The 21,373-nt window shown below is 64.4% G+C and carries 17 protein-coding genes, 7 tRNA genes and 1 other RNA gene; 5 read left to right on the top strand and 20 right to left on the bottom strand.

Annotation, left to right across the window (positions count from 1 at the left end):
• Positions 1-18: 18 nt before the first annotated feature.
• From C7438_RS06580 to C7438_RS06520, 13 genes are all read right to left on the bottom strand, one after another.
• Positions 19-588: an RDD family protein gene (locus tag C7438_RS06580; protein WP_121444573.1), complete on the bottom strand. Its 570-nt coding sequence runs from the start codon at positions 586-588 to the stop codon at positions 19-21.
• A complete protein-coding gene (gene sppA, locus C7438_RS06575) occupies positions 573-1,634 on the bottom strand; it encodes a signal peptide peptidase SppA (protein WP_121444572.1) in 1,062 nt (353 codons plus the stop codon). The genes C7438_RS06580 and sppA overlap by 16 nt, the downstream gene beginning before the upstream one ends.
• The gene (locus C7438_RS06570; protein WP_121444571.1) at positions 1,627-2,820 is read right to left on the bottom strand and encodes an MGDG synthase family glycosyltransferase; all 1,194 of its coding nucleotides are present in this window, start codon (positions 2,818-2,820) and stop codon (positions 1,627-1,629) included. Before C7438_RS06570 ends, sppA begins: the two co-directional genes overlap by 8 nt.
• Positions 2,821-3,028: 208 nt before the next feature.
• An RNA gene (rnpB, locus tag C7438_RS06565) (RNase P RNA component class B) lies at positions 3,029-3,403 on the bottom strand.
• 178 nt (positions 3,404-3,581) lie between these two features.
• Positions 3,582-3,673, bottom strand: a tRNA-Ser gene (locus C7438_RS06560).
• A gap of 38 nt (positions 3,674-3,711) precedes the next feature.
• Positions 3,712-3,787, bottom strand: a tRNA-Ile gene (locus C7438_RS06555).
• A gap of 5 nt (positions 3,788-3,792) precedes the next feature.
• Positions 3,793-3,869, bottom strand: a tRNA-Arg gene (locus C7438_RS06550).
• A 3-nt stretch (positions 3,870-3,872) separates the two neighbouring features.
• Positions 3,873-3,946 (bottom strand) — tRNA-Cys (locus C7438_RS06545).
• Positions 3,947-4,050: 104 nt separating this feature from the next.
• Positions 4,051-4,124, bottom strand: a tRNA-Trp gene (locus C7438_RS06540).
• A gap of 6 nt (positions 4,125-4,130) precedes the next feature.
• Positions 4,131-4,220 (bottom strand) — tRNA-Ser (locus C7438_RS06535).
• 61 nt (positions 4,221-4,281) lie between these two features.
• A tRNA-Ala gene (locus C7438_RS06530) sits at positions 4,282-4,357 on the bottom strand.
• A gap of 107 nt (positions 4,358-4,464) precedes the next feature.
• Complete coding sequence (locus C7438_RS06525; RefSeq protein WP_121444570.1) at positions 4,465-5,265, bottom strand: inositol monophosphatase family protein; 801 nt, start codon at positions 5,263-5,265, stop codon at positions 4,465-4,467.
• Between the two features lie 30 nt (positions 5,266-5,295).
• Positions 5,296-6,057, bottom strand: a complete 762-nt coding sequence (locus C7438_RS06520; protein WP_121444569.1) for a uracil-DNA glycosylase — start codon at positions 6,055-6,057, stop codon at positions 5,296-5,298.
• Between the two features lie 326 nt (positions 6,058-6,383).
• On the opposite strand from C7438_RS06520, the gene pdo reads away from it, so the two are divergent.
• The gene (pdo, locus tag C7438_RS06515) at positions 6,384-7,052 is read left to right on the top strand and encodes a protein disulfide oxidoreductase (RefSeq protein WP_121444696.1); all 669 of its coding nucleotides are present in this window, start codon (positions 6,384-6,386) and stop codon (positions 7,050-7,052) included.
• A gap of 95 nt (positions 7,053-7,147) precedes the next feature.
• Here the strand turns inward: pdo and C7438_RS09265 are convergent, their stop codons facing one another.
• Positions 7,148-7,402: a YqgQ family protein gene (locus tag C7438_RS09265; RefSeq protein WP_211322120.1), complete on the bottom strand. Its 255-nt coding sequence runs from the start codon at positions 7,400-7,402 to the stop codon at positions 7,148-7,150.
• Positions 7,403-7,567: 165 nt separating this feature from the next.
• On the opposite strand from C7438_RS09265, the gene C7438_RS06505 reads away from it, so the two are divergent.
• The 4 genes from C7438_RS06505 to C7438_RS06490 all read left to right on the top strand — a co-directional run bounded on the left by C7438_RS06505 (position 7,568) and on the right by C7438_RS06490 (position 13,773).
• The gene (locus C7438_RS06505; protein WP_121444567.1) at positions 7,568-9,091 is read left to right on the top strand and encodes an RsmB/NOP family class I SAM-dependent RNA methyltransferase; all 1,524 of its coding nucleotides are present in this window, start codon (positions 7,568-7,570) and stop codon (positions 9,089-9,091) included.
• A 338-nt stretch (positions 9,092-9,429) separates the two neighbouring features.
• A complete protein-coding gene (locus C7438_RS06500) occupies positions 9,430-11,499 on the top strand; it encodes a heavy metal translocating P-type ATPase (protein WP_211322119.1) in 2,070 nt (689 codons plus the stop codon).
• 99 nt (positions 11,500-11,598) lie between these two features.
• A complete protein-coding gene (locus C7438_RS06495) occupies positions 11,599-12,306 on the top strand; it encodes a queuosine precursor transporter (protein ID WP_211322118.1) in 708 nt (235 codons plus the stop codon).
• 150 nt (positions 12,307-12,456) lie between these two features.
• Positions 12,457-13,773 (top strand): globin-coupled sensor protein, encoded by a 1,317-nt coding sequence (locus C7438_RS06490; protein WP_170143613.1) that lies wholly within the window; start codon positions 12,457-12,459, stop codon positions 13,771-13,773.
• Between the two features lie 11 nt (positions 13,774-13,784).
• Here C7438_RS06490 and C7438_RS06485 read toward each other — a convergent pair whose 3' ends face one another.
• The 6 genes from C7438_RS06485 to C7438_RS06460 all read right to left on the bottom strand — a co-directional run bounded on the left by C7438_RS06485 (position 13,785) and on the right by C7438_RS06460 (position 21,310).
• Entirely contained in the window at positions 13,785-14,729 is a 945-nt protein-coding gene (locus tag C7438_RS06485) for a fructosamine kinase family protein (RefSeq protein ID WP_170143612.1), read from the bottom strand.
• A gap of 20 nt (positions 14,730-14,749) precedes the next feature.
• Positions 14,750-15,319: a low molecular weight protein-tyrosine-phosphatase gene (locus tag C7438_RS06480; RefSeq protein WP_211322117.1), complete on the bottom strand. Its 570-nt coding sequence runs from the start codon at positions 15,317-15,319 to the stop codon at positions 14,750-14,752.
• A 43-nt stretch (positions 15,320-15,362) separates the two neighbouring features.
• Positions 15,363-17,594 carry a polyphosphate kinase 1 gene (gene ppk1 / locus C7438_RS06475; protein WP_121444563.1) on the bottom strand — a complete coding sequence of 744 codons (2,232 nt, stop codon included), beginning with the start codon at positions 17,592-17,594 and terminating at the stop codon, positions 15,363-15,365.
• 23 nt (positions 17,595-17,617) lie between these two features.
• On the bottom strand, positions 17,618-19,243 hold the full coding sequence (locus C7438_RS06470) for a Ppx/GppA phosphatase family protein (RefSeq protein ID WP_147402007.1): 1,626 nt from the start codon (positions 19,241-19,243) through the stop codon (positions 17,618-17,620).
• A 46-nt stretch (positions 19,244-19,289) separates the two neighbouring features.
• Positions 19,290-20,015, bottom strand: coding sequence for a glycerophosphodiester phosphodiesterase (locus C7438_RS06465; RefSeq protein WP_170143611.1), 726 nt, complete (start codon positions 20,013-20,015; stop codon positions 19,290-19,292).
• Between the two features lie 170 nt (positions 20,016-20,185).
• A complete protein-coding gene (locus C7438_RS06460; protein WP_121444561.1) occupies positions 20,186-21,310 on the bottom strand; it encodes an ABC transporter ATP-binding protein in 1,125 nt (374 codons plus the stop codon).
• Positions 21,311-21,373 lie beyond the last annotated feature (63 nt).

Genomic DNA, 21,373 nt, shown 5'->3' with positions numbered 1-21,373 from the left:
AAACCTTCGCGAAACCCTTCACCCTGCCGAAGGAGCGTCGTCCGAAGGGATGGAAACGACGTACGTGCGGGCCATCCGGTCGTGAAGCGCCTGCATGTGGTCGTCCCAGGCCGCCATGAGAAACCCCAATCCCCAGAAGAACGTAGACGTGAGCTTCCCCGCAGTTTCGCGGAGAAACACAGCTCCGAAGGGCGGCTTCCGTCCGGTTTCGTCTACGACCCGAATTCCGACGGCGAGCTTCCCCAGCGTTCCCCCAAATAGGGACGTGGCGGCGACGAAGTAGCCCACCCAAAGAATGACGTCGCCCAAAAAGGAAGGTACCCGGCCCAGGAGCGCGTCCAGCGCGTGCAAGAGGGAGAGGAAGCCCCAGAGGAAGAGGACATCGAGGAGGAGGGCGCCCGCGCGTTGCCAAAAGCCCGCGTATGTTCCGTATACCGCGCTCCCCCCCGGCTTCGCTCCCCTTCCCTGTCCTAAGGCGTTCCCACCCGCCGCGGATTCACGGGATGCCTCCCGGTGGAGAAACCCCCCGACCTCTCCCGAGTCCCGCGGAAGTCCCAACCCTTCAGATGGATTTACCGGTACATCCATCGATAGGCCACCTCCGGCGCGAGGTAGTAGAACTTCCCGGGCTTGAGCACGAAGCCTTCTCGCAACGGGGATGCAATTCGTTCCGGGGGAAGGGAAAGGGTGAAGTTCGCTAGGGGAAAGGCGGGGAGCGTGGAGAGGAGGTCGAAGAGATCGCGTTTAGGGGTATATGTGACGATCTTTGCCTTTCCCTCGGAAATCTTTGCCTCCGCTTCCGCCAGGCGGATCACCTGCTCCAAGGAAGCGATACCGTCGACGAGGCCGAGCCTTTGCGCTTCTGCCGCCGGAAACACCCGGCCATCCGCAAAGGTCCGCACGGTCTCTGCGGGAATCCCTCGGCCTTCGGAAACCGTTTGGATGAAGCGGTGGAACATGTCGTCGATAATTCCCTGGACATAGGCACGGTCTTTGTCGTCCATATCGCGGAAGGGCGAACCGGAATCCTTGTACTCCCCCGTCTTGAACGTGTATACTCGGATCCCCACTTTGTCCATAAGGCCCGTGACTACGGGAACCTCGGCGATCACTCCGATGCTCCCCACGAGAGACTCCGGGGTGGCGAAGATCTTTTGGGCAAACGCGCTCGTGTAGTACGCCCCCGAGGCGCCCATCCCTCCTATGCTCACGTACAGGGGTTTCCCCGACTCCCGGAAGTCCTTGACCGCCTGAGAGAGGAGGTACGACTCGTAGACACTACCCCCGGGAGAATTTACGTAGAGGACGGCGGCCTTCACGGCGTCGTCTTTCTTCGCCTTTGCGAGCACCGATACGAAGTCCTCTACGGTGAGGCCCGTAGAAGAGACGGCCGTACCCGTGTCGATGGGTTGATCCAAGGCGAGGAGGGCGATCTTTTTCTTGTTGCCCTCGCCGGATACAGTGACCTCCGCGTAGTCTCCGCCCAGACCGGCGATGTTTACGGACCTCTTGCCGAAGAACAAAGCCTCTCCGTCAACTCCCTCGGACGACGCAGGGCGCGAAGAAAGGGCGAGGTTCACGAGTACGCCAAGGGCAAATACGGCGAGCACGAACGCGACGATCTCCTTACGCACGAGAGGTCCTCCTCTTCACCTTTGTGGTCGTTCGCCGCACCTCGCCAAGATCGGCGGCCTCTCGCAAGGCGTCGATCAGGGGGACTTCCGCAAGCTCGCGCTTGAGGAGGACGATGCGCCGCCGCATCTCCTCCAAGACTTGGGGGTACTTAAGGAGCATGGCGCTCAAGGCCTTGAGCTCTTCGAGCGTCTCCGCCACGTGGGCGACGCCCTTTTCCACGAAGAAGTCGGCATTGGCCTTCTCCTGTCCGGGGATGGGCTTAAGGAGGAGGAGGGGGCGCTCCATCGCCACGGCTTCCGTCGTGGTGAGGCCGCCGGACTTCGTGACGAGGAAATCCGCTGCCGCCATGATCTCGGCGATTTCCTCCACAAAGCCAAAGAGGAGTGTCGGGTGTTCCGTACCCCGGAGTGCCCGCTCGAGCTGTTCGAAGAGGCGGTGGTTGCGTCCGGTGACGAAGATGAGCTGGACGGGGTCGGAAAAGTGGGCGAGGTATTCCGCCAAGGCTACGATCTGTAGGGAAACGCCGAATGCGCCGCCGAGGACGAGGACCGTGGGAACGTCGGGCGCGAGGCCCAACTTCGCCCGGATCGCCACGGGGTCGTAGGTTTGGCGAAAGCGCTGGCGAACGGGGATCCCCGTTACGCGAATTTTCTCCCGCGGCACCCCTTCGCGTACGAGCTCTTCCCGCACCTTGGGAGCGGCGACGAAGTACATGTCCGTGGCACGGTGAAGCCACTGGCGGTGGGGGGCGTAGTCCGTAATGAGCGTCACGGAAGGCGTAGCGTCAAGCCCGTCTTCCTTGAGCGTCCCATGGGCCCCGGCCGAAGTGGGGAACGTGTGGACGACGACTTGGGGGCGCTTGCGCTCCAAGTACGTGAGGAGTTTGTTTCCTCCTACGATGAGGCCGAGGCGGGATACGCCGCGGGAGAGGGCGGAATCCATGGGAATCTTGTTGAAGTGGTGGTAGAAAAACCCGTACACGCCGGGCGTCCGCTTGATCCCCTGGATGTAAAAAAACTGCGCCACGCGGTTCCACGCCCGATTGATCGTCTGGATGTAGTCCAGGATGTCGACCTGGGCGTCCGGATAGTGGACGAGGATTTCTTCTCGTATGGCCTGGGATGCCTGCCTGTGCCCTTCTCCGAAACTCGCGCTCAAGACGAGCACTTGAGAAAGGTCGGCCATCGCACCGCCTCCTCGTAGCTTCCGACCACACCATAAGTATGCTGCCGACGGACGGGAGAAGCAACCAGTTCGAAGGCGAAAGGGAGTCCTTCGCTTCGCCCGCTCCGTCTTGCCGCGGCAAGGACGAAAATGTCGCCCAATTGGTCTTACTGTTCTGTCTTCTTGTGCAAAAAAGAAACGCGCAGAGTCTGCGCCGGCGATTCCGAGGTGCTGTAAGCCCGGTTCTGTACTTCCGTGCTGCAAACGGGACGCCACCCCTCGCACGGAAGCGGCAACCATCTATCTATCGGACGCGTACGCGTCCGATCCCTCCTTCGGTTCATTTCCCTCCGGAGGGTTCCCCTACCAAATTTTGGGTTTCTCGCTCGGGGGGTTTACCGCGTTTCACCCTTCCGTCGCCGGAAGGCTGCGTCACTGTGGCACTTTCAGGCTACTCGGGACTCCGGGAGTCCCTTTCACCGCCGTCGGGGAGGATCCCCGCCCCGCCTTACGGCGGGCCCGAACACTCCGGGCATCGCAGCCCGGGCGAGCCGGGACTTTCCTCTACCCCGCGCGGCGCGCGGAGCAGCGGTTGCCCGCACCTCGGAAAGAAACGCAAAGACCCTGCGCCTTTCTTTTGCCCTTTTGTCCTCGGCGGGAGAGACTTTCCTCTCCGCCAAACCCGCACCCGCAAGGGCGTCGGCGAGTCGGCACCCCGTCGGGTGGCGGTGTCTCTCGAGAACCCGCTTCGCGGACGCTTCCCCGCGCGTCGGGATGTCTTCTGGCGGAGGAGGGGGGATTCGAACCCCCGTGGGTCACGAGGACCCTAACGGCTTTCAAGGCCGCCCCGTTATGACCGCTTCGGTACTCCTCCGTGGAAGCGTACCGCCTTGCGGCGCGTCGCACACGCAGTGGGGGGCCCTGCAGGATTCGAACCTGCGACCCGCTGATTATGAGTCAGCCGCTCTCACCGCTGAGCTAAGGGCCCTTGCCTGGCGTTCCAGGAGGGACTCGAACCCCCAACCGGCGGCTTAGAAGGCCGCTGCTCTATCCTGTTGAGCTACTGGAACGCTTGGAGGGAGCACCCGGATTCGAACCGGGGATCGAGGTTTTGCAGACCTCTGCCTTACCGCTTGGCTATGCCCCCAACTTCCCGCGCATCCATGATAGCCGACGCGCATTCGTCCCGCAAGATGGTTTCGCCCCCCAATTGGGGGGCGAAGCGTCTACGGCGCCGCGCCGCGCGGCACATGGCAGGGGCGGCAGGAATCGAACCCGCACCTGCGGTTTTGGAGACCGCTGTTCTACCATTGAACTACGCCCCTAAGGTCTGGTGGAGTGAGAGGGATTCGAACCCTCGCCGGGCAAAAGCCCGCTAACGGTTTAGCAAACCGTCCCCTTCACCACTTGGGTATCACTCCACGCCGTCACTTCCCTTTCGGAAGTGACAAAAAAGCCCTCTTCGGGCTTTTCGGCGGTATTTGGTGGAGCCGATGGGAGTCGAACCCACGACCTCTACAATGCCATTGTAGCGCTCTCCCAACTGAGCTACGGCCCCGTCTCTTCTTCGCGGCACGGCATCCAACCGCGCACAAGTTACTATAGCACGGCACGGCGCGCTTTGCAAGGGGAATTTCGTGCCGCCGGAGTTCCATCCGGAACCGCCTATCGCCTCATGGCTTCTGCAAAGAGTACGGCGATGTCTTCTCCGACGCGCGGAGCCGCGACGAGAAACCCGGCAGAGGGCTTTCGCAAGACGTCGAGGGAGCCACCGTAAAAATCCGTCGCCACTCCGCCGGCTTCTTCCACGAGGAGGACTCCGGCGGCGAAGTCCCAAGGAGAAAGGCGCATGCTCAGGTAGGCATCGAAGCGCCCCGAAGCCACGTAGGCGATCTCCAACGCCGCAGCTCCCAAGGAACGGATTCCGCGGCTTCGCCTGAGCAAGGTTCCGAGAACCTCGCGCACCTCGTGCGTGCCAAAGCTCTGCGTCCAGAGCATATTCGTGGCGAGGAGCGCCTCGTGCAGGCGACGTTCGCGATGTACGGAAAGGGGAAACCCGTTCAGGCGAGCACCCGCGCCGCGCATCGCCGTGAACATCTCTTCGTGGATGGGGTCGTAGATCACGCCGAGGACGGGCACCCCGTCGCGGACGAGGGCGATCGACGTGCAGAAGAACCGCCCGTGGTGAATGTAGTTCGTCGTTCCGTCGATGGGATCGATCACCCAAACGAGGTTCGCGTCGCTTCCCTCGCGCACGGTCCCTTCTTCCGCGAGAAAGCCCGCTTCCGGAAGGATGCGGGAGAGGCGTTCGACGACGTGGGCCTCGATTTCCCGGTCGACTTCCGTGACGAGGTCTTGGGGGGAGCTTTTCATCATGACCTGGAGTGTGCGGATTTCCCGGGCCGCGCGCGCCATCTGGCCGGCCTCGCGGGCTACGCGGACGACTTCGTCCAAAAGCTTTTGCACGCAAAAACCTCCTCCTCTTTTGTGTGCCGCTTACGCCCGACGTGCCGGGCGCGAGGGAAGAAGCCCCCGGGCGCGGAGCGGAGCTTCGCGCTCTGCCAGGTACGCCTCAAGTTCGGCGAGAGTCCGGGGCAGCCGCCAGTCGACTTCCTTTTTGCCTACGGCGCGCAAAAAGGCGTTGGCCCGAGAAAAGGGACGGGAGCCGAAAAACCCACGGTGGGCCGAAAGCGGGCTCGGGTGGGACGCCTGAAGTACCAAATGCCGGGGGTTGCGGATGAGGCTGCGCTTAGCCTGCGCATCTTGCCCCCAGAGGAAAAAGACGATAGGGTCTTCCCGTTCCCCGAGGATTTCGATCACGCGGTCGGTGAAGCGTTCCCAACCCTTTCCTCGATGCGATCCGGGCTCGCCGCGCCGCACGGTGAGGACGGCGTTGAGAAGGAAAACCCCCTCGAGCGCCCACGGAACGAGGTTCCCGTGCTCCGGTGGGGCAATCCCCAGGTCGCGTTCGAGTTCGGTGAAGATGTTCTGAAGCGACGGGGGAATCGGAATCCCGGGACGCACGGAAAACGCCATCCCGTGGGCCTGTCCAGGGCCGTGGTACGGGTCCTGCCCGACGATGACCACCTTGACGTTGTGAAAGGGCGTATAGTGGAAGGCGTTAAAGATGTCGTACATGTCCGGATACACGGTCGCCGTGCGGTACTCGCGAACGAGGAACCGCCGGAGCTCCTGGTAGTAGGGTTTCTCGAACTCCGGTGCCAAGAGATCCTGCCAGTCGTTGGCGAATACGGGCATGCGAAGACCTCCGAAGCCTTTCCTCATCGCTCCCGAATTCCAGTATAGCAAACTTTTCCCGAAAGGACGGCCGGCGGAAGGGCTCCGGGCGAACTCGCGTCCTGCCTTTCACCCTTTGCAAAGTGCTCCATTCGTGGTAAAGTAAAGGACGACGTTCCCGAGATGGGGCCCGCGCGCTACGAGAGTGCACGCCACCCCCGGCCGCGGGGAGATACCCCCTGCCGTACGGGGTTGTACTCCGAAAAGGCCCTCGACGTCGCGGCTGTGCGCCGGGAAAGCCGTGCACGGGAACCCGAAATCCAAGTTCGAGGAAGGTGATGTCGGCCATGGGGCTCATCGGGGAAAAGGACAAACAGACGATCCGCGGATGGTTCTCCCAAATGACACAGGACGTGTACATCAAGTTCTTCTGGAGCAACCTGGAGAACAAGGACTTCGGAGAGGCGACCAAGCAAATCCTCGAAGAACTCTCCGAGCTCACGGATAAGCTCCACGTCTCCTACTACAACGCCGCGGACGACGAGGCGCAGGAGGAAATCCGGCGCTACAACGTGGAAAAGTTTCCGGCGATCGTCTTCGTTCGGGAAGACGGGACGGACACGGGCGTCCGCTTCTGCGGGATCCCCTCGGGGTACGAATTCACCTCGCTCATCGAAGACATCATCGACCTCGGCACGGGCAAGAACATGCTCCAACCGTCTACGCTCAAGGCGCTTGAGGCCGTCGACAAGCCCGTGCACATCCAAGTGTTCGTCACCCCCACCTGTCCCTACTGCCCGCGGGCGGTGCGGATCGCGCACGCGATGGCCATGGCCAACCCGCACATCCGCGCCGACATGGTGGAGGCGACGGAATTCCCCGAGCTCGCCGATCGCTACGGCGTGTACGGCGTACCTAAGACCGTGATCAACGACGTCGAGGAACAAGAGGGCGCCGTACCCGAGAACATCATCGCGCAGAAGATCCTCTCGGCAATTCAGGCGGTCGAACTGTAAGGGCACCTCGGCTGGTCGGTGCGGCCGACCGGCGGGTGCCCTCAGGACTGCCGATCGAAGACCTCGAGCTCCCGAAAATCCGCGGGGGCTTTTTTTTACGGAGGCACGTCCCCCTCTCCCGGGGATTCCGAGGCATCAAAAGGGCGGTCGAGCTCTCGGAGTTCTCGGGAGAGAATGCGTTTGGCCTTTAGGTACTCTTCGCGCATAACGAGGCCACTCTCGAAGAGCTCGTCCAGTTCCTCCTCCATGAGTTCGAGCTCCCACCGGCGATTTCCGAGGTAGATCCGCGCGCCGAAGCGCGCCAAGAGTTCTCGGACGTAGAGGATCGAATCTGAAGTTCCCGCGCTCACGGACGACGCTTGCCCCTTTCTCCTCGGTTCGCGAAAATGAAACCAAGTCCGATCGAACGCAACGAGGCCGTCTCGCACGTTCGAAACCCGGAGCCTTCGCTTCCACGGTACCGCGAGTTCCGCCCGCAGACAAGAGGGAAAGAAAGGCCGTGAGGAACAAAACCGATGGCAGAACCGCATTCGACGACCGACTTCGCTGCACTCCTCCCCAGCGCCTTTGTCCGTAGGATGCGCGCCCTCCTCGGCCCGGAAGCCGAGGAGTTCTTCCGCGCCCTTCACCGTCAGCCCGCACGAGGCATTCGCTTCAATACGCTCAAAGTACCCTTGGAAGAGGTCGAACACCGCGCACGGCGGCTCCCCTTCGACCTCACGCCCGTCCCCTGGTGCCCAGAAGGTTTTGTCGTTCCCCCGGGCGTCCGGCCGGGGCTGCACCCGTACCACGCCCTCGGAGTTTACTACATCCAGGACCCCTCGGCGATGTTCCCCGTCGTCCTCCTCGAGCCACGGCCCGGGGAACGCGTGCTCGACCTCGCCGCCGCACCTGGAGGGAAGGCGACGCACATCGCCGCCCGCCTGAACCGGCAGGGGCTCCTCGTGGCAAACGACGCGAAGCGGGAGCGCGCCCACGTCCTCGTACAGAACCTCACGCTCTTCGGCGTCCCGAACGCCCTCGTCACCGTCGAACAACCCCGACGGCTCGCCCGGCGGTGGCCGGAGCGATTTGACGCCGTGCTCGTCGACGCTCCCTGCTCGGGAGAGGGGCTCTTCCGACGTGAGCCAGACGCGCGGGCGTACTGGAGCGAAGGGCGGATCCTCCGAGAACAAAAGCTCCAGCTCGAGCTCCTCGACGCCGCAGCCCGCCTCGTGCGCCCCGGAGGGCGCATCGTGTACAGTACGTGCACCTTTGCCCCCGAAGAAGACGAGGAAGTCGTCGCCCGCTTTCTCGAAGCGCACCCGGAATTCGCGGTCGTGCCTTTGTCCTTTGCCGAACGCGAACGGTTAGGGCTACGGGGAAGCGAGGCGTTCCCCCCTTTGTCTTCGGAAGACGCGGTACGCCTCTGGCCGCACCGCGTGGAAGGAGACGGTCACTTCGTCGCCCGCCTCGCAAAGCTCGAAAAAAGTGACTTCGCCGAAGAAGACGCGGAAGCAGACACCGCACCTCCGCCCCGCAAATTCGCAGCGACGAAGGAAGAATATCGCGCCCGGCGCAAAGCCGCCGAGCTTTTTTCCAACTTCCTCGCGGAGGTGGGTGCCGACGCGTGGGAAGCCTTGCGGTTCGTCCCTTCGGATCGGATCTACCTGCGGGACGAGGAGGTGTTCCTTCTCCCCGACCTCTGGGGCGACGCAGAATCCTTTCTGCGCGACGTGGCGGGGATGCGCGTGCTGCTCCCCGGGCTCTTCCTCGGGCGGGTTCGCGGCGACCGCTTCCTCCCCGAACACGCCCTCGCCGCGGCACTCCCGCAAGACCTCCTGGGGCGCGTGCGCGGCATCCGCATAGACGAAAAGGCGCTCATCCGCTACCTCCGCGGAGAAGAACTCGCGTTTCCGGGGGAAACCGACGGCCACGCCCTCCTCGTGTACGACGACTTCCCCGCGGGTTGGGTGCGCCTTCGGGCGGGTACCGGCAAAAACCTCTACCCCAAGTCCCTCCGCCGCGACCTCTCGGCCGCCTACGACGGAGATCCGTAAGGCGATTGACCTCCCCCCGAAACGATTTCGGAGATTCTCACGGACCGGGCGGTGATGGAAGGCGATCGGGCCGCGTCAAAACCCGAGTTTGCCGCGGGACGGAACCTCCCGCGGATTTTTTCTCGACGGTTCATGGCATTTGCTCTTTACAACCGAGTATTAGTTTGGTATAGTTCTAAATGACTTCCCCGAGACCAAAACTCGTCCGCGGGTACGAGGATCTCTCGCCTCCGGGAACGGCGGTTTCGGACCGTCACCCGTACAGGGAGAAAGCCCAATCCGGGGGAACCTTGAAATTGCGGGCGCGCGGTTCGCGCGCCTGGAGGAGGAAAGCCAGGATGACGGTCACGAAAGAACGTCCCGAAGTTCGCGTAACTTCCGGTCCATCCGGAGAGCCCGCCGCTCGGATTGGGGACGAACCGCGAAAGGAAGCGCTCCGCACCCCGACGTGGGAAGTACCTCCCCGCGGCTCTGCCTTTACGCGCATCGTGCGGACGTTGCGCGAAAACTGGTCCGCCTACGGCGAGCTCGTGCTCGCACTTACGGCAGGCGCCCTCATGTTCCTTTCTCTCGGACTTTCCTTCATATCGAAGCCCCTGGCGATGGGCGCCTACGTCCTCACCTACGTTGTAGGGGGATACTCCAAGGCCAAGGAAGCCTGGACGATCCTCCGAGAGGAACATAAGCTCACCGTCGACGCCCTCATGTTCGGCGCGGCGATCGCTGCGATGGCCATCGGGTACCCGTTTGAAGGGGCGATGCTCATCTTCATCTTCGCCCTGTCGGGCGCTCTGGAGACGATTTCCATGGCCCGAAGCCGCCGCGACCTCTCTTCCCTCCTTTCCGCCGCGCCTACAGAGGCCACCCTCCTGCGGGACGGGCGGGAAGAACGCATCTCCGTCGAAGAGATTCGGCCGGGCATGCGCCTCCTCGTGCGCCCGGGTGAGGTCGTCCCCGTAGACGGCGTGATCGTGGAAGGTGAGACAACGATCAACGAGGCGACGATCACGGGAGAGTCCGTCCCGGCGGACAAGGGGACCGGTGCGGAAGTCTTCGCCGGTACGCTCAACATCGGCGGTGCCGTCGTCGTCGAGGCCACACGCCGTCCGGAGGAGACGGTCTTCGCCAAGATCGTCCGACTCGTCGAGGCCGCGCAGGCGGAGATGCCGCCGGCACAACGCCTCATCGAACGCATCGAAGGCTACTACGTGTACGTGGTCTTCGGCCTTACCCTCTTCCTCATCGCGCTCCTGCCCACGGTGTTCCGCATGCCGTTTTCCGAAGCGGTGTACAAGGCGATCGTGTTTATGGTCGTCGCCTCGCCCTGCGCCGTCGTGGCCTCCATCAGTCCGGCAGTCTTTTCCGCCCTCTCCAGCGCGTCTCGCCACGGCGTGCTCGTAAAGGGCGGCGGCTACCTCGAAACCTTGGGGAAGGTGCGCATTGTCGCCTTTGACAAGACGGGGACGCTCACCTTCGGACGGCCGCGGGTGACCGACGTCCTGCCGGCGCCGGAGGTTTCCGAAGAAACCCTCCTCGAGATCCTCGCCACGGCCGAGAGCCGTTCGGAGCACCCCATCGCCCGCGCAATCCTCGCCTACGCCGACGCGAAGGGCGTCGCTTACGGCGCGCCGGATAAGCTCACGGCGGTCGCAGGGCAGGGAATCCTCGCGGAAATCGCCGGGCAGACGTACCGCATCGGCAACGCCCGCCACGTGAGCTTCCACGACCTTCCCGCGGAAGAACGTTCCCTTTGGGAAGAGCGGGTGGAGGACCTTGCGCGAGAGGGGAAGAGCGTGGTATACATCGCACGGGACGGAAAGATCTTGGGTATCGTGGGCCTTCGGGACGTCCTGCGCCCCGAAGCCCGCCGGACCGTGCAGGCCCTAAAACGCATGGGAATCCGCGTGGCGATGCTCACGGGAGACCGGGAGGCGGTCGCCCGGCGCATTGCCGAGGAACTCGGGATCGACGAAGTTCGGGCAGAGCTCCTCCCGCAGGATAAGCTCGCCCACGTGCGCGCGTTGCGGGAAGCCTACGGCCCGATCGCCATGGTCGGCGACGGAATCAACGACGCCCCGGCGCTCGCCTACGCGGACATCGGGATTGCCATGGGCGCCGCAGGGACGGACGTGGCGTTGGAGACGTCGGACGTCGTCCTCATGAAAGACGAACTCGAGCGCATCCCCTACGCGATCGCCCTGGGCCGCGCCACGATGCGCATCGTCAAGCAAAACCTCCTCTTCGCCGCCTCGGTGATCGTGCTTCTCATCGGCGTGAACTTTGGATTCACCCTTCCCCTTCCCTTGGGCGTTGTCGGGCACGAGGGCTCTACAATTCTCGTGATCCTGAACAGCCTGCGCCTTCTCGGCATCCGCCCCGCCACCGCGGTGAACGCCGAATCCGTCTGACCGCCAATGAGGGCCCGGCGTCGTGCGGCGGATCTGCTTTCGGTATCGTGTTGCCGTAACCCCTCACACACATGCCCCTTGCGCGAAGGAGGAATCGCGGTGCGCTTTCGGCGCCCGTCGTACGTAGGCCTCGACCCGTACCCCCTCGACCCGCCGGGACGGCGACTCCTCGTCCTGGTGGGCTTTTTCGTCACCTTTTCCCTCGTGAGCAACGTCACGGCTTCCAAAATCGTCGACTTCCACATCACGTACGCATCCGCCGCCGTCGTCTTTTATCCGCCGACGTTTTTCCTCGCGGACACGATCGCCGAAGTCTGGGGAAAGCCCGTGGCGCGGCGGATCATCTGGCTCGGGCTCGCCGCAAACTTCACGGCCTCCCTCATGTACCTCCTCGCCGTCGCCTTCCCCCCTGCGCCGTTTTACGCAGACCAAGAGGCCTACGCCGCCGTCCTGGGAAGCGCGCCGCGAATCGCCGTCGCCTCGATGACCGCCTACACCGTCTCCCAACTTCTCGACGTGAGCCTCTTTTTGTACATTCGCCGCCTCACCCGCGGCCGCCACCTCTGGCTGCGCAACAACGTCGCCGTGCTCGTAAGTCAGCTCGTAGACACGACGCTCTTCAGTTTCGTCGCCTTTCTCGGCCGGGCGCCGGTTTCGGCGATCTGGGAGATCATCGCCACCGAATACACGATCAAAGTCCTCCTCACCCTCCTGGGCACGCCCGTCACCTACCTCCTCGTCGGCTGGGCCCGCGGCGTGTTCCTCAACTTTTCGCGAAAACTTCCGAAACAAGAAAACGAAGCCTGATGCCTTGAAAACGCCACCGGAGGACCGATTATTGCCAGTTTTCAACGTGTATACGGGACGATGCCGCTGCCGGTCCGACTCGCCGCGGCGCTCCGGACAGGTGTGCGACGCCCATTTCCCAAAAGGCAACACGGTGGGGAGGTAGCCGACGTGCGGATTCGTTTCCGGAAGGGCGCGCAACGAGAGGTAAACGGAAAGAAGGTACCCCCGGGAGTACTCGACGTACGCGCGGGATTTCCCGGTATCGAAACCGTCGTCGGGCTCCTGGGGCTTACCGCGCACGACCTGGGGGTCTTGCACGCCGTAGGTCCTCTCGTCCGCCCTCGCCTGCGCGAGGTGGTGGGCGTCTTTTACGACACGCACGTGTACCGGATCCCGGAACTCAAAACCCTCATCGACCGCCACACGACGCTCGATCGCCTCAAGGCGACCCTACACGAACACCTCGAAGACCTCTTCGCCGGACGCGTGGATGGGGAGTACTTTGCGCGGCGGCAGGCGGTCGTAGCCGCGCACCAGCGGATCGACCTCCCCCTCGACGTATACCTCGCCTCGTTTTCCGTCCTCTACGCAACCTTTCTCCGGATCTTGGAGACGATCCCCGCGCACGATCTTCCCGCACCGCCGGAGGCGGTCCGCCTCGCCCTGTACAGGATTCTCCTTTTGGAGATGATCCTCGTCCGCCGCGGCTACCAAGAACTGAAGGATGCAAAGATTCGTGCGGCAGAGAGTGCCAAAGAAGCCGCGCGCGAAGAGCTCCTCCGCACGGCGGAACGGCTCACCGCGGTTTCGGAGGAAACCGGTGCCGCACTTGAAGAGCTCGGCCGCGAGGTGGAAGTCCTCAGAGAACTGAGCACCAAGAGCCACACCCTCGCCGCGAAAAGTGCCGAAAGCTCTCGACACGGCCTCGAAAGGCTTCGGCAGACGGAGTCCGCGGCCGCGGAGCTCGAAGGGCGGATGCAGGCGATCGCCGAAAAGGCGAACGACCTGGGGGAACTCTCACGGGACATCGGTCCGCTCGCGGAGATCATCCGCGCCATCGCCGAAGACACGAACCTCCTCGCCCTCAACGCCGCCATCGAAGCGGCGCGGGCCGGCGAGCACGGGCGGGGATTTGCCGTGGTCGCCCAAGAAGTCCGCCGCCTCGCCGACGACACGAAGGACCAGCTGCGCCTCGTAGAAGAACGGGTGAAGCGGGCGCAAGTTTCCGTACAAAGCGTGACGAAGGCCGTAGAGGAGGCGCAACAGGCACTCAAGGCGTCGCGCGAACGCCTCCGGGAAATCGGGGGAGCCCTTGCCGAGATCTCCCGCCACATGGAGGAGGGACGTGCGGCGGCGGCGCACACCGAAGAGAGCACCGAGCGCTTCGCGCACGCCCTGCACGACGTCGCCGCCGCCGCCGAAGAACTCGTGAGGCTCGCCGAAGAGCTCGCCCGAAGCAAAGACCTACTCGGAAAAAACGCCTGAGGAAGGTCTCCTCAGGCGTACGTGCGGAGGATCCGGTCTACCGCCGACCCGTACATCTCCCCGAAGAGGACGAGGTGGACGAGGAGGTAGTACAGGCGGTAGATGGGCTCGCGTTCGGAAAAGTCAGGTTCAGGCGGGTACGCGTCCGCATAGGCGGCAAAAAAGGACGGGGGGAAGCCGCCAAAGAGGCGGACCATGGCGAGGTCGTGTTCGCGGTCGCCGAAAAAGACGGCGGGATCGATGAGGTAGACGCGACCGTCCGAATCGGCCAGCCAGTTTCCCGACCAGAGGTCGCCGTGAAGGAGAGAGGCCGGCGGACGGGAGGGGAGGAGATCCGGAAGCCTCCCTAAAAGCCGCTCGAACTTGCGACGGCGTTCCGGCGGCATGACGCCGCGGCGTTCGGCCTCCTCGATCCGCGGGAGGAAACGCCGCGTGCCGTAAAACTCCGGCCACGCTTCGCCCCAGGCGTTCGGCTGCCTTAGCCCGCCGATGTACGTGTCGCGAAAAAAGCCGTAGCGCGGCGGCGAAGAACGCGCCGTTTCGCGGTGGAGCGTTCCGAGGCAGCGGCCGAGCAAGGCGGCGGAGTTCTCGGGCTTGGGGCCCGCGTTGATCCAGGAAAGGATGAGCACGGCAACCCCGCCGTCGCCTTGGGAACCGACGGCGAGCACCCGGGGTACGGCGCACGACGGAGCGGCATCTCGGCCCTCAGAAGGAACGGCATTCTGGAGCGCTTCGCCGAGGGCGCGAAGCCCCTCCGCTTCCGCCGTGAGTACATCGGCCTTGGCCGCCTCCACCCACTTCACGAAGAAGCTGCCGCAGCTGGCCTCCAGGCGAAAGGCCGCGCTCGTATCCCCTCCGGCGACGGGGCGGCGCCAAACCTCCCCGTCCGAAGGGCAGACGCCTTGGCGCGCGAGGAGATCGCGGGCAAAGGCTAGCGCCTGCGCTTCGCTTCCCACGGTTTCCCTCCTTTCGGCCGTCAAGGTCTCGCGCGCAGCGCTTCCAGACGGCGGAGGGCGCTTTGAGCTTCCTCGGAAGTAAGGCCGAGCTCGTTCGGGCGCTCCGCGAGGAGGTGCCGGAGAAAGGCGCGCACCCCTTCGTCGATGTAGACGTACACCTCTTCGTGCCGGCCGTCGAAGTACGGATCGGGAACCTCATCCGTCCCCACGTGCGGGGCGTATGCGAGGAGGAGGTCGATCTTCCCCCGCGGGCGCACGCGGTAGGCGCGCAAAAGCCGTTCGAGGGCGGCGAGGTTTTCGCGGTCCATGGCGAGGATGTAGTCGAACTCGTCGAAGTCCCGCGGGCCGATCTGCCGGGCCCGCACTCCCTCCCACCGAAGGCCCAGACGGCGGGCCGTGGTAAGCGTCCCCTCGCACGGGGGCTCCCCGACGTGCCAGTTTCCCGTTCCTGCGGAGTCGCAGCGCACGCGTCCTTCGAGGCCGAGCGCTTGCACGTAGTGACGAAAGAGCATCTCGGCGAGGGGAGAGCGGCAGATGTTTCCCATGCAGACAAAAAGGACACGGAGTTTCGGCTCTGGCTCGAAGGACAAGGTGTCCCTCCTTTCCTTTTCCACGTCAAAGGGGTAAGAGCCACTAGGGGTGCGGCGGAACTTCACGCCTGGCCCGCGGCACGCGCCGGCGTCGACCGATGCGCCGCAATTCGCTGCGCAAAAGTTCCGCCACGTCGAGCTGGGCGTCGACCGTCCCCTCCCCTTCTTCGGGCAAACGCCGCACGTACGAGCCGTCGGGGAGGAGTTCCCAGGAGTTCACGTTGTCGCGCAGGTACAGCTCCAAAATCTCCAGCAGCCGGCGCTTCAGCCGGCGATCGCGGATGGGGACGGCCACCTCCACGCGGTAGTGGAGGTTGCGCGTCATCCAGTCTCCGCTGGAAATGTACACATGCGTCGCCCGGGCGTGACGAAAGGCGAAAATGCGGCTGTGTTCGAGAAACCGGCCGACCAAACTTACGACGCGGATTCGCTCGCTCACGCCGGGGATTCCCGGACGCAGGCAGGAAATCCCGCGGACGATGAGGTCGACCTGAACGCCGTGCGCGGCGGCGCGGTACAGGGCGAGGATCATCTCCTTGTCCGTAAGAGAATTCATCTTGGCGATGATCCGCCCGGGATTTTCCGGCGTGTGGGCGGCGATCACCTCGTCGATGTGCCGGAGCATCGTGTCCTTGAGGTCGTCGGGTGCGACGCGCACGACGCTCCGCTCGAGCATGCGGGAATACCCGGAAAGGTGGTTGAAGATCTCCGTGACGTCTTCGCCGACGCGCGGATCGGCGGTGAAGTAGCTCAAATCCGTGTACACGCGCGCCGACTGGGGGTTGTAGTTCCCCGTGCCGATGTGCACATAGCGGACGAGCCCTTCCGCCTCCCTCCGGACGACGAGGGCGAGTTTGGCGTGAACCTTGAGTCCAACAAGGCCGTAGGTCACGTGCGCGCCCGCCTCCTCGAGGCGGCGCGCCCACGAGATGTTCTTTTCCTCGTCGAACCGGGCGCGGAGTTCCACGACGACGGACACCTGCTTGCCGTTTTCCGCGGCGCGCACGAGGGCGTCGACGACGGGCGAATTCGGCCCCACCCGGTAGAGCGTCTGCTTGATCGCTAGAACGTTCGGATCCTCCGCCGCCTCTTCGAGGAACTCCACTACCGGATCAAACGGTTCGTACGGATGGTAGAGGAGGAGGTCGCGGCGGCGAATCGCCTCAAAGATATCTTCCTCGCCGTACAGGTCTACCGGGACGGGAAGCACGGGCGGAGGCGGAAAGAGGTATTCCTCGGTGGCGTAGCGCTCGACGAAGGAAAAGAGGAAGCGGAGGTCCAGCGGACCGTCCACCTCGAAGACCACCTCGTGTCCGACTTCCTCCCACTCCAAAAGCCGGTCCAAGAGGAAGGGGTGGATCCCCGCCTCCACTTCGATGCGCACGGCCTCCTTCGTGCGCCGGCGCCGGAGCTCCCGCTCCACCTCCTCCATGAGATCGTCGGCTTCCTCTTCTCGCAGTTCGAGGTCGGCGTGGCGCGTGATCCGAAAGGCGCCGGAGGCGAGGACGCGGTAGCCGCGAAAGAGGCTCTGCAGGTTCTCCCGGACCACATCTTCGAGAAAGATGAAGCGCCGCGTTCGCCGGCTCTGTACGGCAGAGGTGGGAAGCTCGTTCGCCCCCGCGCCCTCCTCCGAAGGTTCGCCCGGCACGGGCGCGGGCGCCTCCCGAGGCGGCAACTCGTATACCCGCGGGAGAACCGAAGGGAGCTGCACGAACGCGAACATCGGTTCGGCTCCGGGACCTTCCTGGGGTTCGAGGTAGACGGCCAAGCCCAAACTCCGTTCCGAGAGGACGGGGTAGGGCCGGCTCACGTCGACGGCCATGGGCGTGAGCACGGGGTAGATTTCCGCCTCGAAGAGCTCGTCCACGGCGTCTTGCTCCTCGGGCGAAAGGTCGCGGTAGGTGCAAAAGACGAATCCCTCACGCGCGAGTTCCTCGAGAAGCCTGCGGTAGACGGCGAGCTGCCGCTCTAGAAAGCGGCGCGTCTCGGCCATGACGGCCTCGTACTGCTCGCGCGCCGTCATCCGCGTCTTTTTGTCCACGACGGGAACCGGCGATCGGAGCTGCATCCGCAGTCCGCCTACGCGCACCATGAGAAATTCGTCGAGGTTGGAGGCGGTAATCGCGAGGAAGCGCAGACGCTCGAAGAGCGGGTTGGCCTCCTCTTCCGCCTCCACCAGGACGCGTTCGTTGAACTTGAGCCAACTCAGTTCGCGGTTAAAGAAGTGCTCCGGTCGGTCGAACTCTTCCCCCGAGCCACCGGTTCGGGCGCCCATCTCCGTTTCCCACTCCGTTCGCTCTAAATGTCGGCAGGTGCACGGCCGAAGGACCCATCGACTTCCCCAAGCTCGAGGTCGAGGTTCACGCCGAGGGCCTCCCCGAGTTTTTTCGTCCATTCTAGCGCCTGGGCGTGAAGAAGCCAAGGGGTGCGAAACATTCCGGAAACTACGAGCGTGGCGCCCTTCTTCCCCCGCGGAAGGACTTCGGCGCGAACGTCCCCCCCGCCTTCCCCCAAAAGTTCGGCGAGGCGAAGCAACGTACCCAAGAGGACGACGCGACGCCGATCGTCCCGCGAAAGCAGCGGAGCAAAGGGCTTGACGACCTTGCGCGTCGCCTTACGCGTGGAGAAGCTTGCGACGGCGGCAAAAACCACCCGCTCCCGATGCGTCAGGCCGTAGAGAAGGCCGTAGAGGAGGAGGTAAAACGTATGGGAAAGGAAGGAGCGGGAATCGATTCCCCGCCCGACGTCGCGCAAACGCGCCGCCCAGAGGACGAGCTCCCGCTCTTCCGCGGTCAACCGTTCGTACCCTGCTCCTTCGAGGGCGTCGAGAAGGGCCGCCGCGGCACGGGCCCGAGCCTCCCCCGACCTCTCGCCTTCGGGGAAAAACGCCCGCAGGCGGCGCGCGGAAGCCTCGAAGAGCCGCATACGCCCGGCGGAACCGGCTTTCCCCTCAGCACAGCGGGAGGCGAGGAGCACGCCTTCCCGAAGGCCCCGTTCGCCGACGACGAGGCGCCCCGCGCCCAACGCCTCCCACACGGTGAGGAGGACGAGCACCCCACCGGGGATGATCTCCGCGCGATCCGAGGAAAGCCCGCGGATCCGTCGGCGGGCCTCCAAAGGGCGCGTGAGTACGTGTTTCGCGAGGCGCTCGAGGTCCCGCCTGCGAAATCCGTAGCCGTGGAGAAGGGGGAGCGGGTACTCCGCGTGGGCCTGAAGAACGCGCGCCACGGAACGCACGGTGCCGCCGATGCCGATGAGCACCGGACTTTGCCACTCGTCCGCGTTCGTCCGCGCGTCTTTGCCGTTTTCGGACAGTGCCGCACGAATTTCGGGATGACGGGCGAGTTCCGCGGCGATTTCCCGGGAAATACGGCGGCGCAGGGCGGCAACCGACTCGCGGGTGGGCGGATCGCTCGACAGCGCACGCGTTGCGTCGACGGCCCCCCAGGGAACGGAGATTCCGCGGAAGCTCCCGTCGCGAAACGCGGTGATCTCCGTGCTTCCCCCGCCCACGTCGACAACGACTCCCCGGGAAAACGGAAGGAAGGCCGTAGCCCCGCAGGCGCCGAGAAAGGCTTCTTCCTCGCCCGCGAGTAGGCGAAAGGAGATCCCCGTCTCTTGCGACAAGGCAGCGAGGACAATAGGACCGTCGCGCGCCTCGCGAAAGACTTGGGTGGCTACGCCGACGAGCGACTCCGGCCCCAGGCCGAAGAGTTCCGCCCGTCCGAGAAAGTCGCGGACGGCAGCCCGCACGAGTTCCACGGCCTCGGGGGCAAACGTCCCGTCGTCCCGCAGGTGGTCGATGAGCCGGAGCGACCGCTTCACGTCCACGACTTCCCACGGGAAGCCATGGTCGTCCACGCGATAGATGACCAGGCGCACGGAATTGGATCCGAGGTCGATTACGCCGCGGAATTCCCCCATGTCCGTCACTCCTCGCCCTTATCCTACCACAGGAAAAACCCGCCCCCTACACCCGCCCCTCCAGGGCGGCACGGAGTTCGCCTGGTCGGTCCGTGATCACCGCATCGACTCCCATCGCCGCAAAGGCGCGCGCCGTCGAGCCGTCGTTTACGGGAAAGGGACGGACGGCACGCCCGCGGGCGTGGAGCACGGACACGAGGTCCTTCGTCACCCCTAGGTAAAACGGATGAAGGTCGGCGTCCAACGCCCCCACGTACGCCTCCGGGCGGTACAGGCGGGCAAAGCAGAGGACGCCGCGGCGGAGTTCGGGAAACTCGCGGGCGAGGACGGCGAGAAGGGTGTGGTCGAAGGACGATACGACCGTCCGTTCCACAAGGTCGTACTTGCGCAGGAGGTCGACGACTTTCCCGAGGGCGGTCCGGTCGAAGCGGCCGGATTCGTTCTTGAGCTCCACGTTGAGCCTTAGCTCCGTCATGCGCGCCCAGCGTAGGACGTCCTCCAACGAGGGGATGCGTTCGTCGCGAAAGGAATCGGAAAACCACGATCCGGCGTCGAGGCGGGCGAGGTCTTCCCAGTCCCACTCGTTCACAAATCCCTTAGCCCGAGTCGTGCGCCCGAGTTCGGCGTCGTGGATCACCACGGGGACCCCGTCGCGCGAGAGCTGCACGTCGAACTCGATGCCGTCCGCCCCTTGGCGGAGCGCCTCGCGAAAAGCGGCCAACGTGTTTTCCGGGGCGTCCTGCGAAGCGCCGCGGTGCGCGTAAAGGAGCACGGAATTCCCCCCCGATCTGTCCGCACATCTCCAGAAGCGGCATACCCGGTACCCGCTTCCGGAGAAACAGAGAAGCCGCCCGAGCTCGGGCGGCACCGGGGCCTCCGGGAATATTGTACCGCTTCTTTCGCGCGACTTGCGCGTGCGGGGTTCGGAGAGGGGACGGATCGCTACGCCCGTACCGCCACGGGAGCGGCAAAGAGGGAAAGCTCCGTCTCGGCGTCGAAGAGGTGCAACCTCTGCGGATCGGGGTACAGGGAAATCCGCTCCTCTGCCTTGGGAACCGCGCCGACGAACAGGCGGGCGACGAATTCCTCGCCCGTGGGAAGTTCTGCGTAGACGTACTTTTCCGCCCCGGCGTCCTCGACGATGTTTACCTTGCCGTCGATGCGCAAGGTCTCGGGCCCTTCGAGGCGCACGTCCTGCGGGCGAACGCCCAGGTAGGCCTCGCGCGGAAAGCTCGCCCCTGAGGCGCGCAGGCGCGCACCCACCTCTTCGGGAAGCACGAGGTCCCTGCCCCCGTGGCGAAACACGGCCCGATCCCCCTCCCAGGCGACGACCCCGCGGAGAAAGTTCATCGGCGGCGATCCGATGAACCCCGCGACAAACATGTTCACGGGATCGCGGTACACCTCGTCCGGCGTGCCCACCTGCTGGAGAACGCCGCGGTGCATCACGGCGATCCGGTCGCCGAGGGTCATCGCCTCCGTCTGGTCGTGGGTCACGTAGACGGTGGTCACGCCGAGCCGTTCGTGGAGCTTCTTGAGCTCCGCCCGCATGAGGACGCGGAGCTTGGCGTCTAGGTTGGACAGGGGTTCGTCCATGAGGAAGACCTGCGGCTCGCGTACAATCGCCCGCCCGAGGGCGACGCGCTGCCGCTGGCCGCCCGAAAGGGCTGCCGGACGCCGGTCGAGGAGGTCCTCGATGCCCAGCATGCGCGCCGTTTCCTGGACGCGCCGCCGGATTTCCTCCTTCGGGTAGCGGCGCATCTTGAGGCCGAAGGCCATGTTGTCGAACACGCTCATGTGCGGGTAGAGGGCGTAGTTTTGAAACACCATGGCGATGTCGCGGTCCTTCGGAGGGACGTCGTTCACGAGGCGCTCGCCGATGTAGAGGTTTCCCTTCGTGATCTCCTCCAATCCCGCGATCATCCGCAAGGTTGTCGTCTTTCCGCAACCCGAAGGGCCGACGAGGACGAGGAATTCGCCGTCGCGGATCTCGAGGTTGAGGTCCTTCACCGCTTCAAAGCCGTTGGGGTAGCGCTTTGTGACGTGTTCCAGGAGTACCCGTGCCATTTCGGCCGCCTCCTTGTCCCAAAATCGACATTTGCCCCGCCTCGGCCCCCAACGTCTTCCCCA

The organism is Brockia lithotrophica (assembly GCF_003633725.1).
Lineage (GTDB): Bacteria > Bacillota > Bacilli > Thermicanales > DSM-22653 > Brockia > Brockia lithotrophica.
Note: the sequence above shows the minus strand (reverse complement) of the source record. Positions and strands in the feature narration are given on the sequence as shown.

Coding starts and splice junctions, on each gene's coding strand:
- C7438_RS06580 (WP_121444573.1), bottom strand. CDS start 588: ATGGATGTACCGGTAAATCCATCTGAAGGGTTGGGACTTCCGCGGGAC.
- C7438_RS06570 (WP_121444571.1), bottom strand. CDS start 2,820: ATGGCCGACCTTTCTCAAGTGCTCGTCTTGAGCGCGAGTTTCGGAGAA.
- C7438_RS06520 (WP_121444569.1), bottom strand. CDS start 6,057: ATGCCCGTATTCGCCAACGACTGGCAGGATCTCTTGGCACCGGAGTTC.
- pdo (WP_121444696.1), top strand. CDS start 6,384: ATGGGGCTCATCGGGGAAAAGGACAAACAGACGATCCGCGGATGGTTC.
- C7438_RS06505 (WP_121444567.1), top strand. CDS start 7,568: ATGGCAGAACCGCATTCGACGACCGACTTCGCTGCACTCCTCCCCAGC.
- C7438_RS06500 (WP_211322119.1), top strand. CDS start 9,430: ATGACGGTCACGAAAGAACGTCCCGAAGTTCGCGTAACTTCCGGTCCA.
- ppk1 (WP_121444563.1), bottom strand. CDS start 17,594: ATGGGCGCCCGAACCGGTGGCTCGGGGGAAGAGTTCGACCGACCGGAG.
- C7438_RS06470 (WP_147402007.1), bottom strand. CDS start 19,243: ATGGGGGAATTCCGCGGCGTAATCGACCTCGGATCCAATTCCGTGCGC.
- C7438_RS06460 (WP_121444561.1), bottom strand. CDS start 21,310: ATGGCACGGGTACTCCTGGAACACGTCACAAAGCGCTACCCCAACGGC.